Annotated in this window: 16 protein-coding genes; 7 read left to right on the top strand and 9 right to left on the bottom strand. The window is 68.4% G+C overall.

Features of this window, described 5'->3' with window-relative positions:
* Positions 1-81: 81 nt before the first annotated feature.
* Both EPY72_RS11475 and EPY72_RS11470 read right to left on the bottom strand, forming a co-directional pair.
* The gene (locus EPY72_RS11475) at positions 82-1,065 is read right to left on the bottom strand and encodes a permease (protein ID WP_135806510.1); all 984 of its coding nucleotides are present in this window, start codon (positions 1,063-1,065) and stop codon (positions 82-84) included.
* Positions 1,062-1,451 carry an ArsR/SmtB family transcription factor gene (locus EPY72_RS11470; protein ID WP_135806509.1) on the bottom strand — a complete coding sequence of 130 codons (390 nt, stop codon included), beginning with the start codon at positions 1,449-1,451 and terminating at the stop codon, positions 1,062-1,064. Before EPY72_RS11470 ends, EPY72_RS11475 begins: the two co-directional genes overlap by 4 nt.
* 133 nt (positions 1,452-1,584) lie before the next feature.
* On the opposite strand from EPY72_RS11470, the gene arsN2 reads away from it, so the two are divergent.
* The 3 genes from arsN2 (at position 1,585) to EPY72_RS11455 (ending at position 4,155) form a co-directional block, all read left to right on the top strand.
* Positions 1,585-2,031 carry an arsenic resistance N-acetyltransferase ArsN2 gene (gene arsN2, locus EPY72_RS11465; protein ID WP_135806508.1) on the top strand — a complete coding sequence of 149 codons (447 nt, stop codon included), beginning with the start codon at positions 1,585-1,587 and terminating at the stop codon, positions 2,029-2,031.
* Complete coding sequence (locus EPY72_RS11460; RefSeq protein WP_135806507.1) at positions 2,028-2,630, top strand: GNAT family N-acetyltransferase; 603 nt, start codon at positions 2,028-2,030, stop codon at positions 2,628-2,630. The genes arsN2 and EPY72_RS11460 overlap by 4 nt, the downstream gene beginning before the upstream one ends.
* 64 nt (positions 2,631-2,694) lie before the next feature.
* The gene (locus tag EPY72_RS11455) at positions 2,695-4,155 is read left to right on the top strand and encodes a metallopeptidase TldD-related protein (protein WP_135806506.1); all 1,461 of its coding nucleotides are present in this window, start codon (positions 2,695-2,697) and stop codon (positions 4,153-4,155) included.
* Here the strand turns inward: EPY72_RS11455 and EPY72_RS11450 are convergent.
* The 5 genes from EPY72_RS11450 to EPY72_RS11430 form a co-directional block, all read right to left on the bottom strand.
* Positions 4,152-5,252, bottom strand: a complete 1,101-nt coding sequence (locus tag EPY72_RS11450; RefSeq protein WP_135806505.1) for an ABC transporter ATP-binding protein — start codon at positions 5,250-5,252, stop codon at positions 4,152-4,154. The two genes, EPY72_RS11455 and EPY72_RS11450, sit on opposite strands and share 4 nt — an antisense overlap.
* Before the next feature lies 1 nt (position 5,253).
* Positions 5,254-6,291 carry an ABC transporter ATP-binding protein gene (locus EPY72_RS11445; RefSeq protein WP_134671609.1) on the bottom strand — a complete coding sequence of 346 codons (1,038 nt, stop codon included), beginning with the start codon at positions 6,289-6,291 and terminating at the stop codon, positions 5,254-5,256.
* The gene (locus EPY72_RS11440) at positions 6,288-7,268 is read right to left on the bottom strand and encodes an ABC transporter permease (RefSeq protein WP_134671610.1); all 981 of its coding nucleotides are present in this window, start codon (positions 7,266-7,268) and stop codon (positions 6,288-6,290) included. Before EPY72_RS11440 ends, EPY72_RS11445 begins: the two co-directional genes overlap by 4 nt.
* Positions 7,269-7,272: 4 nt before the next feature.
* Positions 7,273-8,250, bottom strand: a complete 978-nt coding sequence (locus EPY72_RS11435) for an ABC transporter permease (RefSeq protein ID WP_135806504.1) — start codon at positions 8,248-8,250, stop codon at positions 7,273-7,275.
* Between the two features lie 67 nt (positions 8,251-8,317).
* Positions 8,318-10,036, bottom strand: a complete 1,719-nt coding sequence (locus EPY72_RS11430; protein ID WP_210423532.1) for an ABC transporter substrate-binding protein — start codon at positions 10,034-10,036, stop codon at positions 8,318-8,320.
* 298 nt (positions 10,037-10,334) lie between these two features.
* Between EPY72_RS11430 and EPY72_RS11425 the strand changes: the two genes are divergently transcribed.
* From EPY72_RS11425 to EPY72_RS11415, 3 genes are all read left to right on the top strand, one after another.
* Positions 10,335-11,687 carry a M28 family metallopeptidase gene (locus tag EPY72_RS11425; protein ID WP_135806503.1) on the top strand — a complete coding sequence of 451 codons (1,353 nt, stop codon included), beginning with the start codon at positions 10,335-10,337 and terminating at the stop codon, positions 11,685-11,687.
* 129 nt (positions 11,688-11,816) lie between these two features.
* Positions 11,817-13,532 carry a thiamine pyrophosphate-binding protein gene (locus EPY72_RS11420; protein WP_135806502.1) on the top strand — a complete coding sequence of 572 codons (1,716 nt, stop codon included), beginning with the start codon at positions 11,817-11,819 and terminating at the stop codon, positions 13,530-13,532.
* 49 nt (positions 13,533-13,581) lie between these two features.
* Positions 13,582-14,034, top strand: a complete 453-nt coding sequence (locus tag EPY72_RS11415; protein ID WP_134671614.1) for a hypothetical protein — start codon at positions 13,582-13,584, stop codon at positions 14,032-14,034.
* A 16-nt stretch (positions 14,035-14,050) separates the two neighbouring features.
* Here the strand turns inward: EPY72_RS11415 and EPY72_RS11410 are convergent, their stop codons facing one another.
* Positions 14,051-15,358 carry an MFS transporter gene (locus EPY72_RS11410; protein ID WP_135806501.1) on the bottom strand — a complete coding sequence of 436 codons (1,308 nt, stop codon included), beginning with the start codon at positions 15,356-15,358 and terminating at the stop codon, positions 14,051-14,053.
* A gap of 95 nt (positions 15,359-15,453) precedes the next feature.
* Here EPY72_RS11410 and EPY72_RS11405 point away from each other — a divergent pair, with 95 nt between their 5' ends.
* Positions 15,454-16,422 carry an NAD-dependent epimerase/dehydratase family protein gene (locus EPY72_RS11405; protein ID WP_135806500.1) on the top strand — a complete coding sequence of 323 codons (969 nt, stop codon included), beginning with the start codon at positions 15,454-15,456 and terminating at the stop codon, positions 16,420-16,422.
* Positions 16,423-16,424: 2 nt separating this feature from the next.
* On the opposite strand, the gene EPY72_RS11400 is transcribed toward EPY72_RS11405, so the two are convergent.
* A complete protein-coding gene (locus EPY72_RS11400; RefSeq protein WP_135806499.1) occupies positions 16,425-17,099 on the bottom strand; it encodes a CPBP family intramembrane glutamic endopeptidase in 675 nt (224 codons plus the stop codon).
* Between the last annotated feature and the right edge of the window lie 130 nt (positions 17,100-17,229).

Below are 17,229 nucleotides of genomic sequence, written 5' to 3'. Positions count from 1 at the left end.
CGGGGCCATGAAGGTTGACCTTGGGGGCCCGGACTGCCGGGGCCCGCCGTCCCGTCGGCCGGAGGATCGCGATCGACGGTCTCAGAGCCCGACTGCGTTGAACAACAGCCCGACCCCGATCCCGGTGGCGACGACCGTCGCGGCGTAGGCGGCCAGCAGGGTCCGGTCGAACAGCTTGTTGAGCAACACGAGGTTCGGGACGCTGACGCCCGCGCTCCCGACCACGAACGCCAGCACGGTGCCGATGGGGATGCCCTGCGCGGCGAACGACGCCGCGATCGGGAGCATCGCGCTCATGCTCACGTAGATCGGCGCCCCCGCGACCGCCGCGATGGGGACCGCCACGGGGTTGTCGGGGCCGATGACGCTCCGGAGGAGTTCGGCCGGCACGAACCCGTGGACGATGGCTCCGAGCGTCATCCCGAGCAGGAGGTACGGGAGCAGGTCGACGAAGAACTCCCGGGCGCCGGTCGCGGCCCGCCGGACCCGCTCGCGGTGAGACGCCGGGGCGGGCCGGTCGGCGCCACAGCCACAGGTCTCGCAGTCGGCGGCCGCCTCGCCCGTCGAGACCCCACCGTCGGTCGCGGCCCGCGGGGAGTCGGCCGCGAGCAGATCGACGTCCTTGAGGTGGTCCTCGAGCCCGAGACGACCGATTGCGAGCCCGAAGACGATCGCCGCGACCAGCGTGACCGCGACGTAGACGGCCGCGATCCGGAGTCCGAACAGCCCGACCAACAGCAGGACCGCGAGTTCGTTGACGAGCGGCGAGGCGAGCAGAAAGGAGAACGCCAGCCCGAGCGGCGCGCCCGCGCTCAGCAGGCCGGCGAGTACCGGCACCGTCGAACACGAACAGAACGGCGTGACCGCGCCGATGCCGGCCGCCGCGACGTTCCCCGCCCCGCCGTCGTGGCGCCCGAGGATGGCCTCGACTCGCTCGGGGGGCAGGTACTCCTGTAGCAGGCCGACCAGAAACGCGCCGCCGACGAACAGCGGGACGAGCACCACCCCGAGGTGGACGAAAAAGTCCCACGCGGCCGCGAGGTCGCCCGCGAGCGCCCCGGTCATCCCTCACCCCGGAGCACGACCGCCAGATCGAGCACGTCCATCACCGCGGCGTCGGCGATGCGGTAGTAGTTCCACTTGCCCTTCTTGCGACTCGTGACCAGCCCGTCGTCCCGGAGCTTCCGGAGGTGAGTCGCGACCGTCGACTGGGGCGCCTCGACCAGCACCATCAGCTCGCAGCCACACCGCTCGCCGTCCCGGAGCGCGTCGAGGATCCGGAGTCGGTCCTCGTTGGCGAGCGCCCGGAACACGGGGTACTGGGCCTCGACGGCGGCCTCGTCGGGACCGTTCGCCAACAGCGCTCGGATCTCTTCGTCGGGGTCGTCGTACAGCCGTTCGAGCGTCTCGCGGGCTTCGCCGGTCGGCGCCGAGTCGCCGGTTTCACTCATATCGAGCTAGCACGATTCGTGTTCGGATAAGGGTTTGCCACGACCACGTTCTAGTTCCTAATATTCCGATTTCGATCCTAGAACCGCTAGCACACGCCAAACTTTTATATCGTATCAGATCGATTCGTTCTGCATGGCGACCGACATCTGCATCCGGCCGGCCGACCCCGCCGAGCGCGGGTACGCCGAGTCGCTGCTGGCGGCCAATGACCTGCCAGTCGAAGACCTCCCCGAAGACCTCGAGTGGCTCTACTGCTGTGAGGTCGACGGCGAGCGCGTCGGCGTCGGCGGCCTCCAGCGTCGGGGCGACCACGCGCTGGTGCGCTCGGTGGCGATCGCGGAGTCGGCCCGCGGCGAGGGGTACGGCCGCGCGCTCTGGGACCGACTGCTCGCCGAGGCCGCCGACGAGGGCGTCGAGAGCGTCTACTTGCTCACGACCACGGCGTCGGGGTTTTTCTCGTCGCTGGGTTTCGAGCGCGTCGAACGCGAGTCGGCGCCCGAGTCGCTGAGAGAGACCCCCGAGTTCGACGACCTCTGTCCCGACGCCGCGGTCTGCATGCGCCGGGAGGTCGACCCGTGAGACTCCGGTTCGCGACCCCCGACGACGCGGCGGCGGTCCGGGCGATCTACGCCCCCGTCGTCCGCGAGACCGCGATTTCGTTCGCCGAGACGCCCCCGAGCGTCGCCGACCTCCGAGCGCAGATCGCGGACGGTCAGTACCCGTGGCTGGTCTGCGAAGCCGAGGAAGGCGACGCCGAGCCGAACGCCGTGGTCGGGTTCGCCAAGGCCGGCCCGCACAAAGACAGGGCGGCCTACCGGTGGGCGGTCGACGTCTCTGCGTACGTCCGGGAGGGCTGGCGCGGTCGGGGCGTCGGGACTGGACTCTACGAGGCGCTGTTAGAGACGCTGGCCGCCCAGCGGTTCCACCTCGCGGTGGCGGTGATCGCGCTCCCGAACCCCGCGAGCGTCGGACTCCACGAGTCGAAGGGGTTCGAGCGAGTCGGGACCTTCGAAGCGGTCGGGTACAAGCGCGGAGAGTGGCGCGACGTGGGGTGGTGGCAACTGTCGCTCGCCGACCGGCCGGCCGACCCCGACGAGCCGCGTCCGGTGTCGGCGGTGTGCGACGTCGACCGGGTCGGGGCCGCGCTCGACCGCGGCGCCGCGAGCGTCGACCGGTGAGCCCGACCGATATCGTCGCCCCGTAGCGGGGGTTTCATGTGTGGTGGTTCCGTACCACGCGTCTATGACCGACGAACGGGAAGCCGCGTTGGACGCGATGGACTGGCTGTTGGACTACCTCGAAAGCGACGAGCGAGTGGCGTACGCCGAGGTCGGGGGCGTCTACAAGGAGAAGACCGACGCCGTCGTGACCGGCGACGGCCCCCGAGAAACCGTCGCGTTCACCGAGACCGGCGCGTGGGTCCGGGTGTTCGCCGACGGCGCGGCCGACTACCGGTACACGACGAGCCTCGACGAGGAGAGCCTGCAGGACGAGGCCGACCGCGCGATCCGGAGCGGCGAGGTGCTCGCCCAAGAGGACCCCGGCCGCTTCGACGCCTACACGACCCATCGGGGCGTTCACGGCGGCTGGGCGACCGAGGGAATCGGCGGCGTCGACCTCGACACCAAGGTCGGCGTCGTTCAGGACGGGCTGGCGGCCGCCGACGACCTCGATCTCAGCCGGACGTGGGTCAACTACGCCGACGCCCACCTCGAGGAGTCGGTCGGCACCACCACCGGGAGCACGATCCGGACGACCCTCGACCGAGCGCAGGTGACCGCCAGCCTCACGCTCGAAGACGGACCGAAGGTACGCCGCCACGCCGGCTCGACCGACGGCACGGCGTTCCTCGACGAACTCCCCGAGGTGTTCGCGGCGGCCGCCGACGACGCCCGGGCGCTGGCAGTCGCCGAGCCGGCCGATCCGCCGACCGGCCAGACGACGCTCGCGCTGAGCCCGCAGGCCGCCGGCCAGCTGTTCCACTTCGTCTCTCACTACCTCGAAGCCGACACCGACTACATGGGGATGAGTCCCTACGCGGTCGGCGACGAAATCGGGCCGGAAGGCCTCGACATCGAGGACACCGTCCACGCCGGCGGGTGGGGCTCGCGGGCCTACGACGCCGAGGTCCGGCCCACCACGCCGACCCGACTCGTGCGGGACGGCCGGGTCGAGCGCCGGCTCCACAACACGACCAGCGCGGCAGAACAGGAGACGTATCCGACCGGCAACGCGGTCCCGAGTCTGGGTCGCCAACAGCCCCCTCGCATCCACGCCCGCCACCTCGAAGTCGGGGCCGGTGACGCCGACCCGGCGCAGTTGCGAGCCGACGCGGACGTGTACGTAGAGCGGTTCGGCGCCCCGTACCTGCGCGACGAGTACGAGCGCGTCCAGCGGTCGGGGGTGTTCCCCGCGAGCGTCTCGTACGCCAGAGACGTCGAGCGGAAAGTCGACGAACGGCCCGACTGTGGCTCCGCGGAGTTCCCGCTCGCGGAGGCCTACCGGCTCGAAGACGGCGAGCGCGCCGGGCGGGTCGAGAGCGCGGCGCTCGACTACGTCCCCGAGGCGCTCGAAACGATCTCGGCGCTCGGCGCGGCCCGGGAGACGGTCACCGGAGTCTGTGAGAAACACAAGTCTCAGCTTCCGTTCTCGGTGACGGCGCCGGGGGTCCGGCTGGAAGCGACGGTCGGGGAGAAGAACTAGTCGTCGGCGGGCGCCGACTCGGTGTCGTCGCTCGCGTCGCTCGCCGCCGAGCGGCCCTCTAACTCCTCGTAGGGGTCGTAACCCTCCGCGCTCTCGAAGAGGTGACAGGCGATGTCCTGATCGGCGTCGACGTCGGCCTTCTGTTCGAGCGGCGGGACGACCTTGTCACAGACCTCGCCCATGTGCTTGGGACACCGGTCTTTGAACCGACAGCCGGTCGGAATGTCGATCACGTCGCCGACCTCGCCCTGAAGCTCGACGCGCTCGCGGCCCACGTCCGGGTCCGGGACCGGCACCGCGTTGATGAGCGCCTGCGTGTAGGGGTGTTGGGGGTTCTCGATGATCTGATCGGTCGGCCCCTTCTCGACGATCTTGCCCATGTACATGATCGCGAGCCGGTCGCACATGTGCCGGAGCAACGAGAGGTCGTGGCTGATGTAGACGACCGAGAGGCCGAACTCCTCGGTCATCCGGTCGAGCAGCGACAGCACGCCCGCCCGGAGGCTCACGTCGAGCATCGACACCGGCTCGTCGGCGACGATGAAGTCGGGATCGAGCACGAGCGCCCGAGCGATCGCGACCCGCTGGCGCTGACCGCCCGACAGCTCGTGGGGGTACTGGTCGAAGTACTGCTCGGCGGGTTCGAGCTCCGCGAACTCGAGGGCGCGCTGGACCCGGGCGGTCTCGTTGCGGATGTCGTGGATCCGGAGCGGCTCGGCGACGATGTCGTACACCGTCATCCGAGGATTCAGGCTCTCGAACGGGTCCTGGAAGATCATCTGGGCGTTCTGTCGGAACTCCTTGAGCTCCGCGTCGCTGGCCTCCGAGAGCCGCTTGTCGTCGTACTCGATGTCGCCGGCAGTCGGCTCGTGGAGCTTCACCAGCGACATGCCGGTCGTGGTCTTGCCACAGCCCGACTCGCCGGCCAGTCCGAGGGTCTCGCCCTCTCGGAGCTCGAAGCTGACGCCGTCGACCGCGTGGACGTAGTCGGGCTCGCCGCCCGAGACCGACTGGAGCAGGCTCGCGATCCAGCCCTCGTTGACCTTGAAGTGTTTCTTGAGGTTGTCGACCTCGAGGAGCACGTCGTCGTCGCTCATCTCAGTCACCTCCGGCCTCCTGTGCCGCGGCGGTCTGGTTCCACGTCTTGGGATCGTCGGCGTACGGCCGGAGCTCGCTGTCGATCTCGTCGGCGTAGTGGCAGTACGAGCGGAGACCGTTGTTGTGGTGGGCCTCGGGCTCTTCCTCGCGGCACTTGTCGGTCGCCATCGGACACCGTTCGGCGAACCGACAGCCCTGGGGCGGGTCGATCAGTTCGGGCGGGTAGCCCGAGATCGACAGCAGGTCCTGATCCTGCATCCGGATGTTGGGGAACGCCCGCTTGAGCCCGATGGTGTAGGGGTGGTACGGCTGATTGAAGATCTCCTCGACCGGACCCTCCTCGGCGATCTTCCCGGCGTACATCACGATGACGCGGTCGCACGTCTCGGCGACGACGCTCACGTCGTGGGTGATGACCAGCATCGAGGAGTTGATCTCCTCTTGGATCGAGCCGATGCGCTTGAGGATCTGGTCCTGCATGATCACGTCGAGGGCGGTCGTCGGCTCGTCGGCCAGCATCAGCGACGGTTCGAGCGCGAGCGCCATCGCGATCATGGCGCGCTGGCGCATCCCGCCCGAGAACTGGTGGGGGTAGTCGTCGGCCCGGTCGGGGTCCAGTCCCACGAGTTCGAACATCTCGGTCACGATCTCGTTGGACTCGACCCGGCCGGTGCCGGGCCGGTGGGTCTCGATGGCCTCCACGATCTGCTCGCGGATGGTGTACACCGGGTCGAGCGAGTTCATCGCCGACTGGGCGATCATCGAGATCTCCTCCCACTTGAGGCGGCGACGCTCCGGACCGGACAGCTCCGTGAGGTCGTCGCCCTTGAAGTTGATGCTGCCGCCGTTGACGTAGCCGGCGTCGGGCAGGATGCCGATGATCGCCTTGGCGAGGGTGGTCTTCCCGCACCCGGACTCGCCGACGATGCCGAGGTTCTCGCCCTGTTCGAGTTCGAACGAGACGCCGTCGACTGCCTGTGCCGGACCGTCTTCGGTTTCGTAGTAGACTTCGAGGTCTTCGACTTCGAGTTGACTCATTGTAGCTTGGGGTTGGTTATCTCTTCGTAGCCGCGGCCGATGAGGAAGCCGCTAATCACCAGCAGTCCGATGCAGATGCCCGGCGGCACGAACCACCACCAGGCGCCGAACTGCAGCGCCGAGTACGCCCGCGAGGCCTGGAGCATCGTGCCCCACGAGACCGTGTTGGGGTCGCCCAGTCCGATGAACGAGACGCCCGCTTCCGCCAGAATCGCCCACGCGATGCCGAACGAACCGTACAGGAACGTCAGCGGCAGGACGTTGGGCGCCAGATGTCTGCTGATGATGTGCCAGTCGCCCGCGCCCGCGACTTCTGCGGCCTTCACGAACGGCCGCTCGCGAAGCGACAGCGATTGGGACCGGATGACGCGGGCGGTCGAGCGCCACTGGAGGATGATCAGCGCAAAGATGATGTTCCAGAGGTTCGGGCCCAGCACCGCGACGAGCACGATGACCGTCGGGAGCAGGGGCATCCCGTACAGGAAGTCGACCAGCCGCATCAGCGCGTCGTCGACCTTCCCGCCGTAGTAGCCCGCGACCAGCCCGACGAGCGTCCCGATGCCCGCGGTGAACACCGCCGCGATGAGTCCGACCATCAGCGCCGCGCGCGTCCCGTAGACGAGCTGGCTGAAGATGTCGAACCCTTCGGCGGTCGTCCCGAGGATGTAGCCGCTATCGGCCCCGAGGATCGACGGCTCGGCCCACTTGTCGATGAGGATCTCGGCCTCGCCCTGGTACTGGCGGGTGAGCGGTTCGTGAGTCGCGATGAACGGCGCGAAGATGCCGATGAGCACGAACGCCGCGACGGTAATCAGCGAGAGCTTGACCGACAGCTCGTCGGTCAGTTTCCCCCAGTGGTCGCGAAGCGTCTCGCGCCAGAGCCGAAACGTGCGTTGCCACTTGTTGATCTCCTCGTCGGACGTGCCGTCGTCGAGGTCGGTGAATATCGACCGACCGGTTTGTTCTTCTTGTGCCATTGTTCTAGTCGTAGGTCACCCGCGGATCGAGGTAGCCGTAGGCCAGGTCCGCGAGGAAGTTCAGGATGATGATGGTCGCCGCCAGCACCATGAACGTCCCCTGGGCGACCGGGAAGTCCCGGCGCAGGACCGCCCGGACCATCTCGCGGCCGATCCCGGGCCACGCGAACACCGTCTCGATCAGGACGCTCCCGCCGACCGCGTAGCCCAGCGCGATGGCCGCGGCGGTCACGATCGGGAGCAGGGCGTTGCGCGCGGCGTGCTTGAACATGATGGTGCGTTCTTTGAGCCCCTTGGCCCGGCACACGTCGATGAAGTCCTCCGAGAGGACTTCGAGCATGCTCGACCGCATGATCAACAGCGGGTAGCCCATGTAGTAGAACCCGAGCACTGCGGCCGGTGCCGCGAGGTGGTGGAGGAAGTCCAGCGAGAACACCATCTGCCAGAAGCCGGCGTTTTGCGTCCCGAGGCTGGTCATCCCGCTCATCGGGATGACGCCCAGGCCCGCCCCGAAGATCCAGAGCACGATCAGTCCGACGTAGAACGTCGGGACGCTCCGGGCGGTCAGCGCGGTGATGACGGTACTGCGTTCGAACCGGGAGCCGCGGTACCAGCCCGACAACACGCCGAGGGTGATACCGATGGCGTAGGCGACGATGAACGCCGTGAGCATGAGCACGAGCGTGTTCGGAAGATACGTCGCGATGACCTGCTTGACCGGCTGGTTCGAGTGGAACGACTGGCCGAACTCCAGTTGGACCAAGTTCTCCATGAACTTGATGTACTGGACGTGCATCGGCTCGTCGAGCCCGTAGCTCGCGATGATTTTCTGGCGAGCTTCCTGAGTCATCTGCGACGAAACGACGTACGACGTCGGGTCCCCGGGCATCAGCCGGAACAGGCTAAACAGCACCGTCCCGACCGCCCAGAACGTCACGACGAGCTGGAGCGAGCGCCGTATAACAAAGCTAGCTTTTCCCATGTTACTAAGTCACGTTATTCTCTGTGTTTCTGCTTAAAAACTCTATCGGGAGCGCGGTGCTCCTCGGTTATTCGCTGGGCGCCTGGATGAGGCCGTCGTCGTTCCAGGTGTAGCCGGCCTCTTCGAGTCGACTCCGCGCGGCGTCGGTGCTCTCCTCGTAGCGGGTCACGTCCTCGGTGTGGAGCGGACCGAACGCCTCGGAGACGATGTTGAAGCCGACGTCCGGGAAGCCAAACAGGATCTGCTCGACGATGGGCGTCCGCGGGATAGCCTCGACCAGCGCCTTCCGCATCTGCTTGTCGTCGAGACCGTCCTGGCGCACGTTCGACGTGAACATCCAGAACGTCGAGGCGACCTGGAACGTAGTCCCGATGTTCTCGTTGTCCTGGTTCTCGTTGAGACTGCGGTCGATCCGGCCGAACGGCTCGTAGTTGAGGTCGCCGTTGATGAGGTTCTCCCACACCGTCGACGCCTCGGGGATGACCCGCCAGAAGCGCTTCTCGAAGCTGACGGGCGCGAAGTGGTCGTCGAACTTCGCGAGCCCGAACTCGCTGCCCTGCTCCCAGTAGTCGAACTTCATGGGACCGCTGCCGACCGGCTCCTGGATGTTCGCCTGACTCGGGTTCTCCCGGCCCTCCCACTTGTGCTTGGGGATGATCGGGACGAGATTCGCGACCGCGAGGTTGAACGGACCGAGCGGCTCGGACATGTTGATCCGGACCGTCTCCTCGTCGACGACCTCGGCGTTGTCGATGTACTGGGACTGCGTGGAGTACAGCGGCACCTCGTTGTCGTTGATGTAGTTGTACGTGAACGCGACGTCCTCGGCGGTGAGGTCCTCGCCGTCGTGCCACGAGTGGTCCGTCCGGATGGTGTACTCCATCGTGGTCTCGTCGACGCGCTCCCAGTCCGTCGCCAGGCTGACCTCGGGGTCAGGCTCGGCGTTGTTGTTGAGTTGGACCAGGTAGTCGTACATCATGTTGAACTGGTAGACGTGCTTGTTCTCGTCGTTGTGACCAAGCACGTTCATCGTCGAGAGCGTCTCGGGCCAGTAGCCCTTGAGGGTGTCCTCGCCGTTCTTCATCTCCAGGTTGATCATCGTCCAGTAGGAGTTGAAGCCGTTGGCGAGGTCGGCCTGCCAGTTGCCCACCTGGTTGTTGTTGTAGATCGCCGCCTGGGGCATGTGGGTGATGGGCATCGTCGGCACGTCGTCCATCAGCGTCTTCTGGATCTCGTGTGCCTGGTCGATCCGGGTGTCGGCGTCGGGCTCGGCGAGGTAGCTCGCCATCATGTCGTCGAGCTCGGAGTTCTCGTAGCCCGAGTAGTTGCCCTGACCCGGATCGGTGTTGCTGGAGTTGAACAGGTTGTTCAGCTCGGTCACCGGCTCCGAGACGAAGAAGGTGTGCCACGTCGCGAAGCTGTAGTCGTACTCCTCGGAGACGCGGCTGTACAGCGTCCCCCACTCGAGCACGTCGACCTCCATGTCCAGCCCGAGCTCGTCGCCGAACTGGCTCGCGATGAGGTTGATCGCGTCGTGTCTCGGGGGATTGTACGCCTGAGCGTTGTTGACGTACGTGTACGTGGGGAGGGTCTCGCCTTCGCCGCCACCGGATTCCTCGGTGGTCTCGGTGTCCATCCCGCCGGAGTCTTCGGTGGTCTCTTCGGTCGTGGTCTCTTCCTGACCGCCGCCGGAACAGCCCGCGAGCGCGGTCATACCGACCACGCCGGCCCCGGTCGTTGCCTTCAGGAAGTCGCGCCGTTTCACATCATTGCCTGGCTTCGCCATGGAACATGGCATCGTTAAACAAGCGAGTATATAAAACTACTGTTAATCCCAGATTGAGGCTGTTTAATGGAAACAGAACTTACAGTTTAGGTGACATATCGGTCGTAAATTCCGATAGCGGGGACCGGTTTAATCGAGTGCGTTCCGACCGGGTGACAATCCGGACACAGTTCGGTTCGCCGACAGGCGGCGGGGATTCTTATGCGGGGCTCGGCCGCCCCGGTCGCTACCCGGGTCGGGCTTCCGGAAACCAAACCCCCATGTAGATGGTCCGCAAATCGGCGATTGAACTCGCACGATGCCAACAGTACCCACAGATCTCGTCGGCGACGCGTACACAAGCACCCACTCGTGGGACCTGCTCTGTGATCTCGTCGACATCGACAACAGGATGGCCGGACAGCGAGGCGAGGCGGAGGGAGCCGAACTCGTCCGGGACGCCTTCGAGAGCCACGGCCTCCGCGAGGCCGAGATAACCGAGTTCGACATTCCCGGATGGTGGCGCGGGGAGTGTTCGCTCACCGCCGAACCCGACCGGACCCACACCTTCGACGAGCGCTACCAGTTGGTCGAACTCCCCGGCACGCCCAGCGGCGAGATCGAAGCCGAGATCGTCGACGTGGGCCACGGCCTCCCCGCGGACTTCGCGGAGGCGGACCTCGAAGGGAAGATCGCGATGGCGTCGAGTCTGACGCCGGACGACCACGACCGGTGGATCCACCGGGCAGAGAAGTACTACGCGGCCGCCGAGGCCGGCGCCGCCGGCTTCCTCTTCAGGAACCACATCGAGGGGTGTCTCCCGCCGACCGGTTCGATCGGCGAGGACGACGGTCCCGGCCCGATCCCGGCGGTCGGCGTCTCGAAGGAGGTCGGCGACCGGCTCGTCCGGTACTGCGAGGACGGCCCGATCGAGGCCAGCCTCTCCGTCGAGTGTCGAAACGAGCCCGCCCAGTCGCGGAACGTCGAAGCGGTGATCGGTCCGGACACCGACGAGGAGGTGCTTTTCACCGCGCACGTCGACGCCCACGACGTGGGCGAGGGCGCGAACGACAACGGCGTCGGCACGGTCCTCGTCTCGGAGGTCGGCCGGCTCCTCTCCCGGATCGAAGACGACCTCGAAACCAAGGTCAGGCTCCTGGTCTTCGGCGCCGAGGAGGTCGGACTGTTCGGCGCCTACCACTGGGTCGAGACCCACGACGCCGACCGGGTGAAGTGCATCGTCAACGTCGACGGCGCGGGCTACTCCCGGAACCTCGCGGTGTACACCCACGGCTTCGACCCCATCGGCGAGGCCTTCCGGGAGGTCAGCGACGAGCTCGCGGTGCCGATAGAGGTCCACGACGACATCCGACCCCACAGCGACCACTGGCCGTTCGTGCAGGAGGGGATCGCGGGCTCGCAGGCCCGCTCGACCTCCGAGGGAAGCGGGCGGGGGTGGGGCCACACCCACGGCGACACCCTCGATAAGCTCGACCTGCGGGACCTCCGAGACCTCGCGGTCGGGCTCGCGGGCGGCGTCTGCAAGCTCGCGGAGGCAGACCGCGAGGTCGACCACAAGCCCGTCTCGGAGATTCGGGAGGCGACGATCGAACAGGGCTACGAGGAGGGGATGCGAAACACCGGCGACTGGCCGTTCGACGACGCGAAATAAGCCCACGCTCGCCGACTCACTCGTTCTGGAACGACCGACAAGCAAAAGTTGCCGGGACCTGTCGGTTTCAGCAGTGATACCGATTCCCACGCCACCGCGAACAGTCCCGCGAGCCGGGAGGCGTCGCCGGTGACCGAGACCAGCGAGGCGCTGGTCGCCCACCTCGAATCGCTCGGCGTCGAGTACGTCTTTGGCTACCCCGGCGGCCGGGTCATCGAACTGTTCGACGCGCTCCCCGAGACCGACGTGGACGTGGTCCGGCCGCGCGACGAGCGCGAGGCCAGCGTGATGGCGGAGATGTACGGCCGGCTCACCCAGCGGCCGGGCGTACTCGCGGGCCAGGGGCCGTGGATCGGGAGTCTCGGCGCCATCGGCCAGATGGAGGCCCGGCTGTCGTCGTCGCCGATGGTCGTGCTGACCGAGGCCTCCGAGCGCGGAGACTACTCGACGCTGGCGCCCTACCAGCAGGCCCGCGGCGACTACGGCGGGCTGAACCTCCCGAAGATCCTCGACGGCGTGACCAAAGAACACTGGTTCCCCCGGTCGCCGACCGAGACGCTCCGGAGCGTCCAGTTGGCGTTCAAGCACGCCACCGCGGGCCGACCCGGGCCGACCGCGGTGATCCTCGACGGCACCGCGATCACCGAGGAGGTACCCGAGGATCCGGTCCCGCCCGTCTGGGACGCCGACGAGCAGGTCCGCAACTGGGACGCCGCGCCGACCGACGGCGACGTAACGACCGCGGCGCGCGCGCTCGCCGACGCCGACCGGCCGGTGATCGTGTCGGGCAACGGCGTTCACGCCGCACAGGCGTACGACGAACTCCGGGCCGCGGCGGCGGCCTACGGCGCCCCGGTCGTCACCTCCTATCTCGGCAAGTCGACGATCCCGGAGACACACGACCTCGCGGCTGGGGTCATCGGCTCGTTCGGCCACGAGGGGGCGAACCGAGTGGTGAGCGACGCCGACGCCCTGCTCGTGGTCGGCTGTCGGTTGAACCCGATGGATACGAACTGGCAGGCGCCGTCGTTCGTCCGGCCCGACGAGCAGACCATCGTCCACGCCGACGTCGACACCCGCAACGCCGGGTGGGTCTACCCCGCGGACGTCGGACTCATCGGCGACGCCTCCGAAAGTCTTCGCGCGCTCGCGAACGCGTGCGGGCGCGAAGGCGTAGCGGCGGGCGGCGACGACTGGGCGCGCGAACGGGCCGCGACGGCCCGCGAGTCGTTCTCGGCGCCGGCCTGCGAGAGCGACGCCTCGCCGATCAAGCCCCAGCGCGCCGTCAAGGAGATCGAGGCGGTGGTCGACGAGGAGACCATCGTGACCGCCGACTCGGGCAACAACCGGTTCTGGCTGTTGAACTACCTCCGGACGCCCGGCGTCCGGACGTACTTCGGGTCGGGCGGAGTCGGCGGGATGGGGTGGGCGACGCCCGCGGCCGTCTCGGCCGCGATCACGACCGACCGGGACGTGATCGGCGTCGCGGGCGACGGCGGGTTCGCGATGACGATGACGAACGTCGAGGTCGCGGTCGAACAGGGGGTCGCGCCAACGTTCGTCGTGCTCAATGACACCAGCCTCGGGATGGTCCGCCAGATGCAGGCCGCCGAGGGCGACATCGCGGGCGTGGAGTTCCACGACACCGACTTCGTGACGGTCGCGGCGGGGTTCGGCGCGGACGGGATCCGGGCGACCACGCCCGAGGAACTGGCGACGGCGCTCCGCGACGCGAAGGCGAACGACGTGCCGACGGTCGTCGACGTTCGGATCGACCGCGAGGTCGAGATGGCCGACCGGCTCCGGTCGTCGTTCTACGAGGAGGTCGGCGGCCTCCACGAGTGACGCCCGAAACCGTCAGTCCCTTCACCACGCCCTGTCTCGGATCGGAGTAATGGACTCGGAGTTCCCCTCGCCGATCCACCTCGTCGCGGGACACCTCGCGCTCGTGACGGCGGTGATCCACGTCTCGCTCGGGCTGTACAACTGGTTCCGGTGGGCGCGGGCGGGCTTTCTGCTCCCGCGCGATCTCCGGTGGCCGCTGTTTGCGGTGTCCGGGATCGCGATCGTCGCCGGGATGGTCCTCGCCGCCCAGGGGTGGCCCCGCCGGCCGCTGTACCTCGGGGGCATCGGCCTGATGGTGGTGTACGTGCTCGGCTACTTCGGCTGGCATCTGAGCGGCCACCGGCCGCTCTTTTTCCTCGGACAGGGCTCGACCCACGACGTGGCGGTCGTTCCGTTCGTCGTCGAGCACCTGTTCGCCGGACCGCTGGAGTTTCTCGCCATCGTCTCGGAGGTCGGGCTCGCAATCGTGTTGACCTACCTCCTGTTCGCCGAATCGGAGTGAGTCGGCCGGCGCGCTCTCACTCGGCCTCGACCGGGCCGGCCGCCGCGGGGTCGGTCCCGTCGCCGTGGCGCCGGAGCACGAACAGCGTCACCCCGACCCCGAGCGCCGCGACAGCCGCGATGGCCCAGAAGGTCGCGCCGAGCCCCCGGTTCTCGATGAGCGCGCCGAACACCGGCGGCGCGATCGAGCTTCCGGTCATGATGCCGACGGTGATGAGCGCGAAGTTGCGCCCGAGGTCCGACCGGGCCGACACCGCGTCGGCGAGCTTCGACCGGGCCGGGCCGCCGAGGCTCCGGACCCCGCCGACCACGAGCAGGCAGGCCACCGCGGCCAGCGGCGGCAGTGTCATGGTCGCGACCAGCGCCACGAAGACGACGACCGCGCCGTAGCTGGCGACGATGACCGGCCCGGGCGAGAACCGGTCCGAGAGGTCGCCGCCGACCAGCACCATCACGGCGCCGACCGCGAACATCGCCGAGAGCGTGAGGTTCGCCACGTCGAGGCCGACCCCGTAGCCGTCCTGCAACAGGACGGCGGCGTAGGAGGTGATGCCCCAGCTGGCGGTCGAGACCACGAGCGCGAGCACCGCCAGCGCGAGGATGGCGGGCGAGCCGAGGATCGCCCGGACCTCCCGGCGGGCCGCGGCCCGGATCGCTCCCAGCGTGCGCTCGCCGTCGGCGGACTCGTGTGCGTCCTCGGCGTCGTCGACGTCCGGCGCGGTCACCGCCGGATCGACGTACCGGTAGAGGACGAACAGCATCGAGACGGCGTAGACGGCGCCGAACGCCCCGACAAGCCCGACCGCGTGGCGCCACGTCAGCCCCGGGAGTGCGATGACCGCCGTGAGCGCGACCGGCGGCGCGGCGAACCCGAGGTTCCCGAGGAACGCCCGGATCGAGAACGCCCGGCCGCGGTGGCGCTCGGGGGAGGCCGCCGCCAGCAACGGGAAGTGGACCGGGTGGTGGCCCGCGATGCCGATCCCGAGCAGGGCTTGGCCCACGAGCAGTATCTCGAAGGTGGGCGCGGCCGCGACCACGAACACGCTCGCGGTCGCGAGTCCGAGCGACAGCCCGAGCGTGAGCCGCCGGTCGTAGTTGTCCGAGAGATACCCCCACGGGAGCTGGAACGCGGTGTTGGTGAACCCCTGCACTCCCATCGCGACCCCGAGCAGTGCGAGCGACGCGTCGAACTCCGCCGACAGGATACCGAGGATGGGCGGAAACAGCACGAGGTAGGTGTGGTTGACGAACTCGGCGCCGCCGACGAGTCCGACGACGACGGCGGTCTCGCGGGGCACGTCGGCCAGCGACGGGAGTCGATCCATCGACTCCCTGAATCTGGGAGGAGCCGAGCCAAGTATCCTGCGCTCGCGGTAATCCGTCGCACACGCTTTTGGGGCTGCCGGTGGTGGGTCGAGACATGGCCGATCCAGAGACGGTGCTGGTCACCGGCGGGACCGGGTTCATCGGGTCGTACGTTGCACGAGACCTCGCGGACGCGGGCCACGACGTGGTCGCGTACGACCTCGCGACCGACGCGCGGATCCTTGAGAAGCTCGGGGTCGCCGACGCCGTCGAGGTCGTCCGCGGCGACGTGACCGACCCGACGAGCGTGATCCGGGCGATCCGAGAGACCGGCGCGACCCGCGTCGTCCACCTCGCGGCGCTTTTGACCTCGCTGGCGCGCGAGAACCCGCGGGACGCCGCCCGGGTGAACGTGCTCGGCACGAACAACGTGTTCGAGGCCGCCCGGACGCTCGACGACCAGATCGAGCGCGTGGCGTGGGCGTCGTCGGCGGCGGTGTACGCCCCCCCGGCCAACTACGACGGCGAGTGGGTCGACGAGGACGAGCTGGTGTACCCTGACACCCTCTACGGCGCGACCAAAGAGTACAACGAACACCAGGCGAAGGTGTACTTCGAGGACCACGACGTCAGCCACGTCGGGCTCCGGCCGACGGTCGCGTACGGCCCGTACCGCGAGACGGGCGGCTCGGCGTTCCTCGCGAACATCGTCGAGAAGCCGGCGGTCGGCGAGCCGTTCGCGGTCGAGTACGGCGATCAGGTTATCGACTGGCAGTACGTCGAAGACATCGCCCAGGCGTTCCGGAAGGCGGCGTTCGCCCCCGAGTCGGCGCTCGGTCGGCGCGTCTACAACGTCCGGGGCGAGGTGGCGACGATCCGGGAGGCCGCCGAGACCGTCGAGCGCATCGTGCCCGACGCCGACCTCGAAGTGAGCGACGAGGGCGAACTCCCGTGGACCCAGACGCTCGATATGACCGCCGCACGAGAGGATCTGGGCTACGAGCCCGAGTACGACCTCGAAGCCGGGTTCCGGGAGTACGTCCGCGTGTTGCGCGAGGAGCGCGGGCTGGAGCCGGTGGCGTAGTCTCAGCCGTAAACTCGACCGAGGACCGAGAGCGCCCAGACCGCGACGTGCGCCCCGACGACCGGGACCAGCGACCGGCGGCGGAGATAGACCACGGTGAACACCGCCGCCACGGCCGAGATCTGGACGAGATTCCCGAGCGGCCACGCGACGGCGTGGGCGGCGGTGAAGGCGCCCCACGTCACGACGCCGGCGAGAAGCGGGCTCTCGGCGTACTCTACGAGCCGTTCGATGGGGTACCCCCGGAAGAGGACCTCCTCGACGACGCCGGTCGTGACCGCGCGCACGAGCGCGACCGAGAGGCCGACGCCCGTGGAGAGCGTCCCCGAGTCGCCTCGAACCGGAAGTCCGAGCGCCGTGACGAGCGGGTCGGTGGCCGCGAAGACGAGCATCGCCGCGGCGGCCGCACCCGCGAGCGCGAGCGCGTCTCCCCGCCTCGCGCGGCGGAACCCGACGCTGGCGAGCGACCTGCCCTCGACGCCGACCGCGACCGCGACCACGCCGACCGCGACGGTCCACTGGACGGCCACGGTGACGAGCGGCGGGGCGTTCAGTCCGAGGGCGGTCGACGCCCACGCGTATCCCGGCAGGGCGAGGAGCGAGACACCGAGGGTGGCGAGCGTCACGGGCGGGACCTGTGCGACCTTCGAGAGCGACGTTCGAACGTCGGTTGCCATCGCTTCGACCGTGGGTCGGCGACTACCTAAAGCGGGGACGCGAGTCGCCGGCCCTGCGACCGCCCCGTGTTTTTAAGTGGGACGTCGCGGACGCGGCGGCCGTTGGCCCCGCTCTCGGTCGCGCTCGTCG

The organism is Halorussus marinus (genome assembly GCF_004765795.1).
Taxonomy (GTDB): Archaea; Halobacteriota; Halobacteria; order Halobacteriales; family Haladaptataceae; genus Halorussus; species Halorussus marinus.
Note: the sequence above shows the minus strand (reverse complement) of the source record. Positions and strands in the feature narration are given on the sequence as shown.

Bases quoted from the DNA above. Each gene is read 5' to 3' on its own strand.
- EPY72_RS11475 (WP_135806510.1), bottom strand. From the start codon at position 1,065: ATGACCGGGGCGCTCGCGGGCGACCTCGCGGCCGCGTGGGACTTTTTC.
- EPY72_RS11470 (WP_135806509.1), bottom strand. From the start codon at position 1,451: ATGAGTGAAACCGGCGACTCGGCGCCGACCGGCGAAGCCCGCGAGACG.
- arsN2 (WP_135806508.1), top strand. From the start codon at position 1,585: ATGGCGACCGACATCTGCATCCGGCCGGCCGACCCCGCCGAGCGCGGG.
- EPY72_RS11455 (WP_135806506.1), top strand. From the start codon at position 2,695: ATGACCGACGAACGGGAAGCCGCGTTGGACGCGATGGACTGGCTGTTG.
- EPY72_RS11450 (WP_135806505.1), bottom strand. From the start codon at position 5,252: ATGAGCGACGACGACGTGCTCCTCGAGGTCGACAACCTCAAGAAACAC.
- EPY72_RS11445 (WP_134671609.1), bottom strand. From the start codon at position 6,291: ATGAGTCAACTCGAAGTCGAAGACCTCGAAGTCTACTACGAAACCGAA.
- EPY72_RS11440 (WP_134671610.1), bottom strand. From the start codon at position 7,268: ATGGCACAAGAAGAACAAACCGGTCGGTCGATATTCACCGACCTCGAC.
- EPY72_RS11435 (WP_135806504.1), bottom strand. From the start codon at position 8,250: ATGGGAAAAGCTAGCTTTGTTATACGGCGCTCGCTCCAGCTCGTCGTG.
- EPY72_RS11430 (WP_210423532.1), bottom strand. From the start codon at position 10,036: ATGGCGAAGCCAGGCAATGATGTGAAACGGCGCGACTTCCTGAAGGCA.
- EPY72_RS11425 (WP_135806503.1), top strand. From the start codon at position 10,335: ATGCCAACAGTACCCACAGATCTCGTCGGCGACGCGTACACAAGCACC.
- EPY72_RS11415 (WP_134671614.1), top strand. From the start codon at position 13,582: ATGGACTCGGAGTTCCCCTCGCCGATCCACCTCGTCGCGGGACACCTC.
- EPY72_RS11410 (WP_135806501.1), bottom strand. From the start codon at position 15,358: ATGGATCGACTCCCGTCGCTGGCCGACGTGCCCCGCGAGACCGCCGTC.
- EPY72_RS11405 (WP_135806500.1), top strand. From the start codon at position 15,454: ATGGCCGATCCAGAGACGGTGCTGGTCACCGGCGGGACCGGGTTCATC.
- EPY72_RS11400 (WP_135806499.1), bottom strand. From the start codon at position 17,099: ATGGCAACCGACGTTCGAACGTCGCTCTCGAAGGTCGCACAGGTCCCG.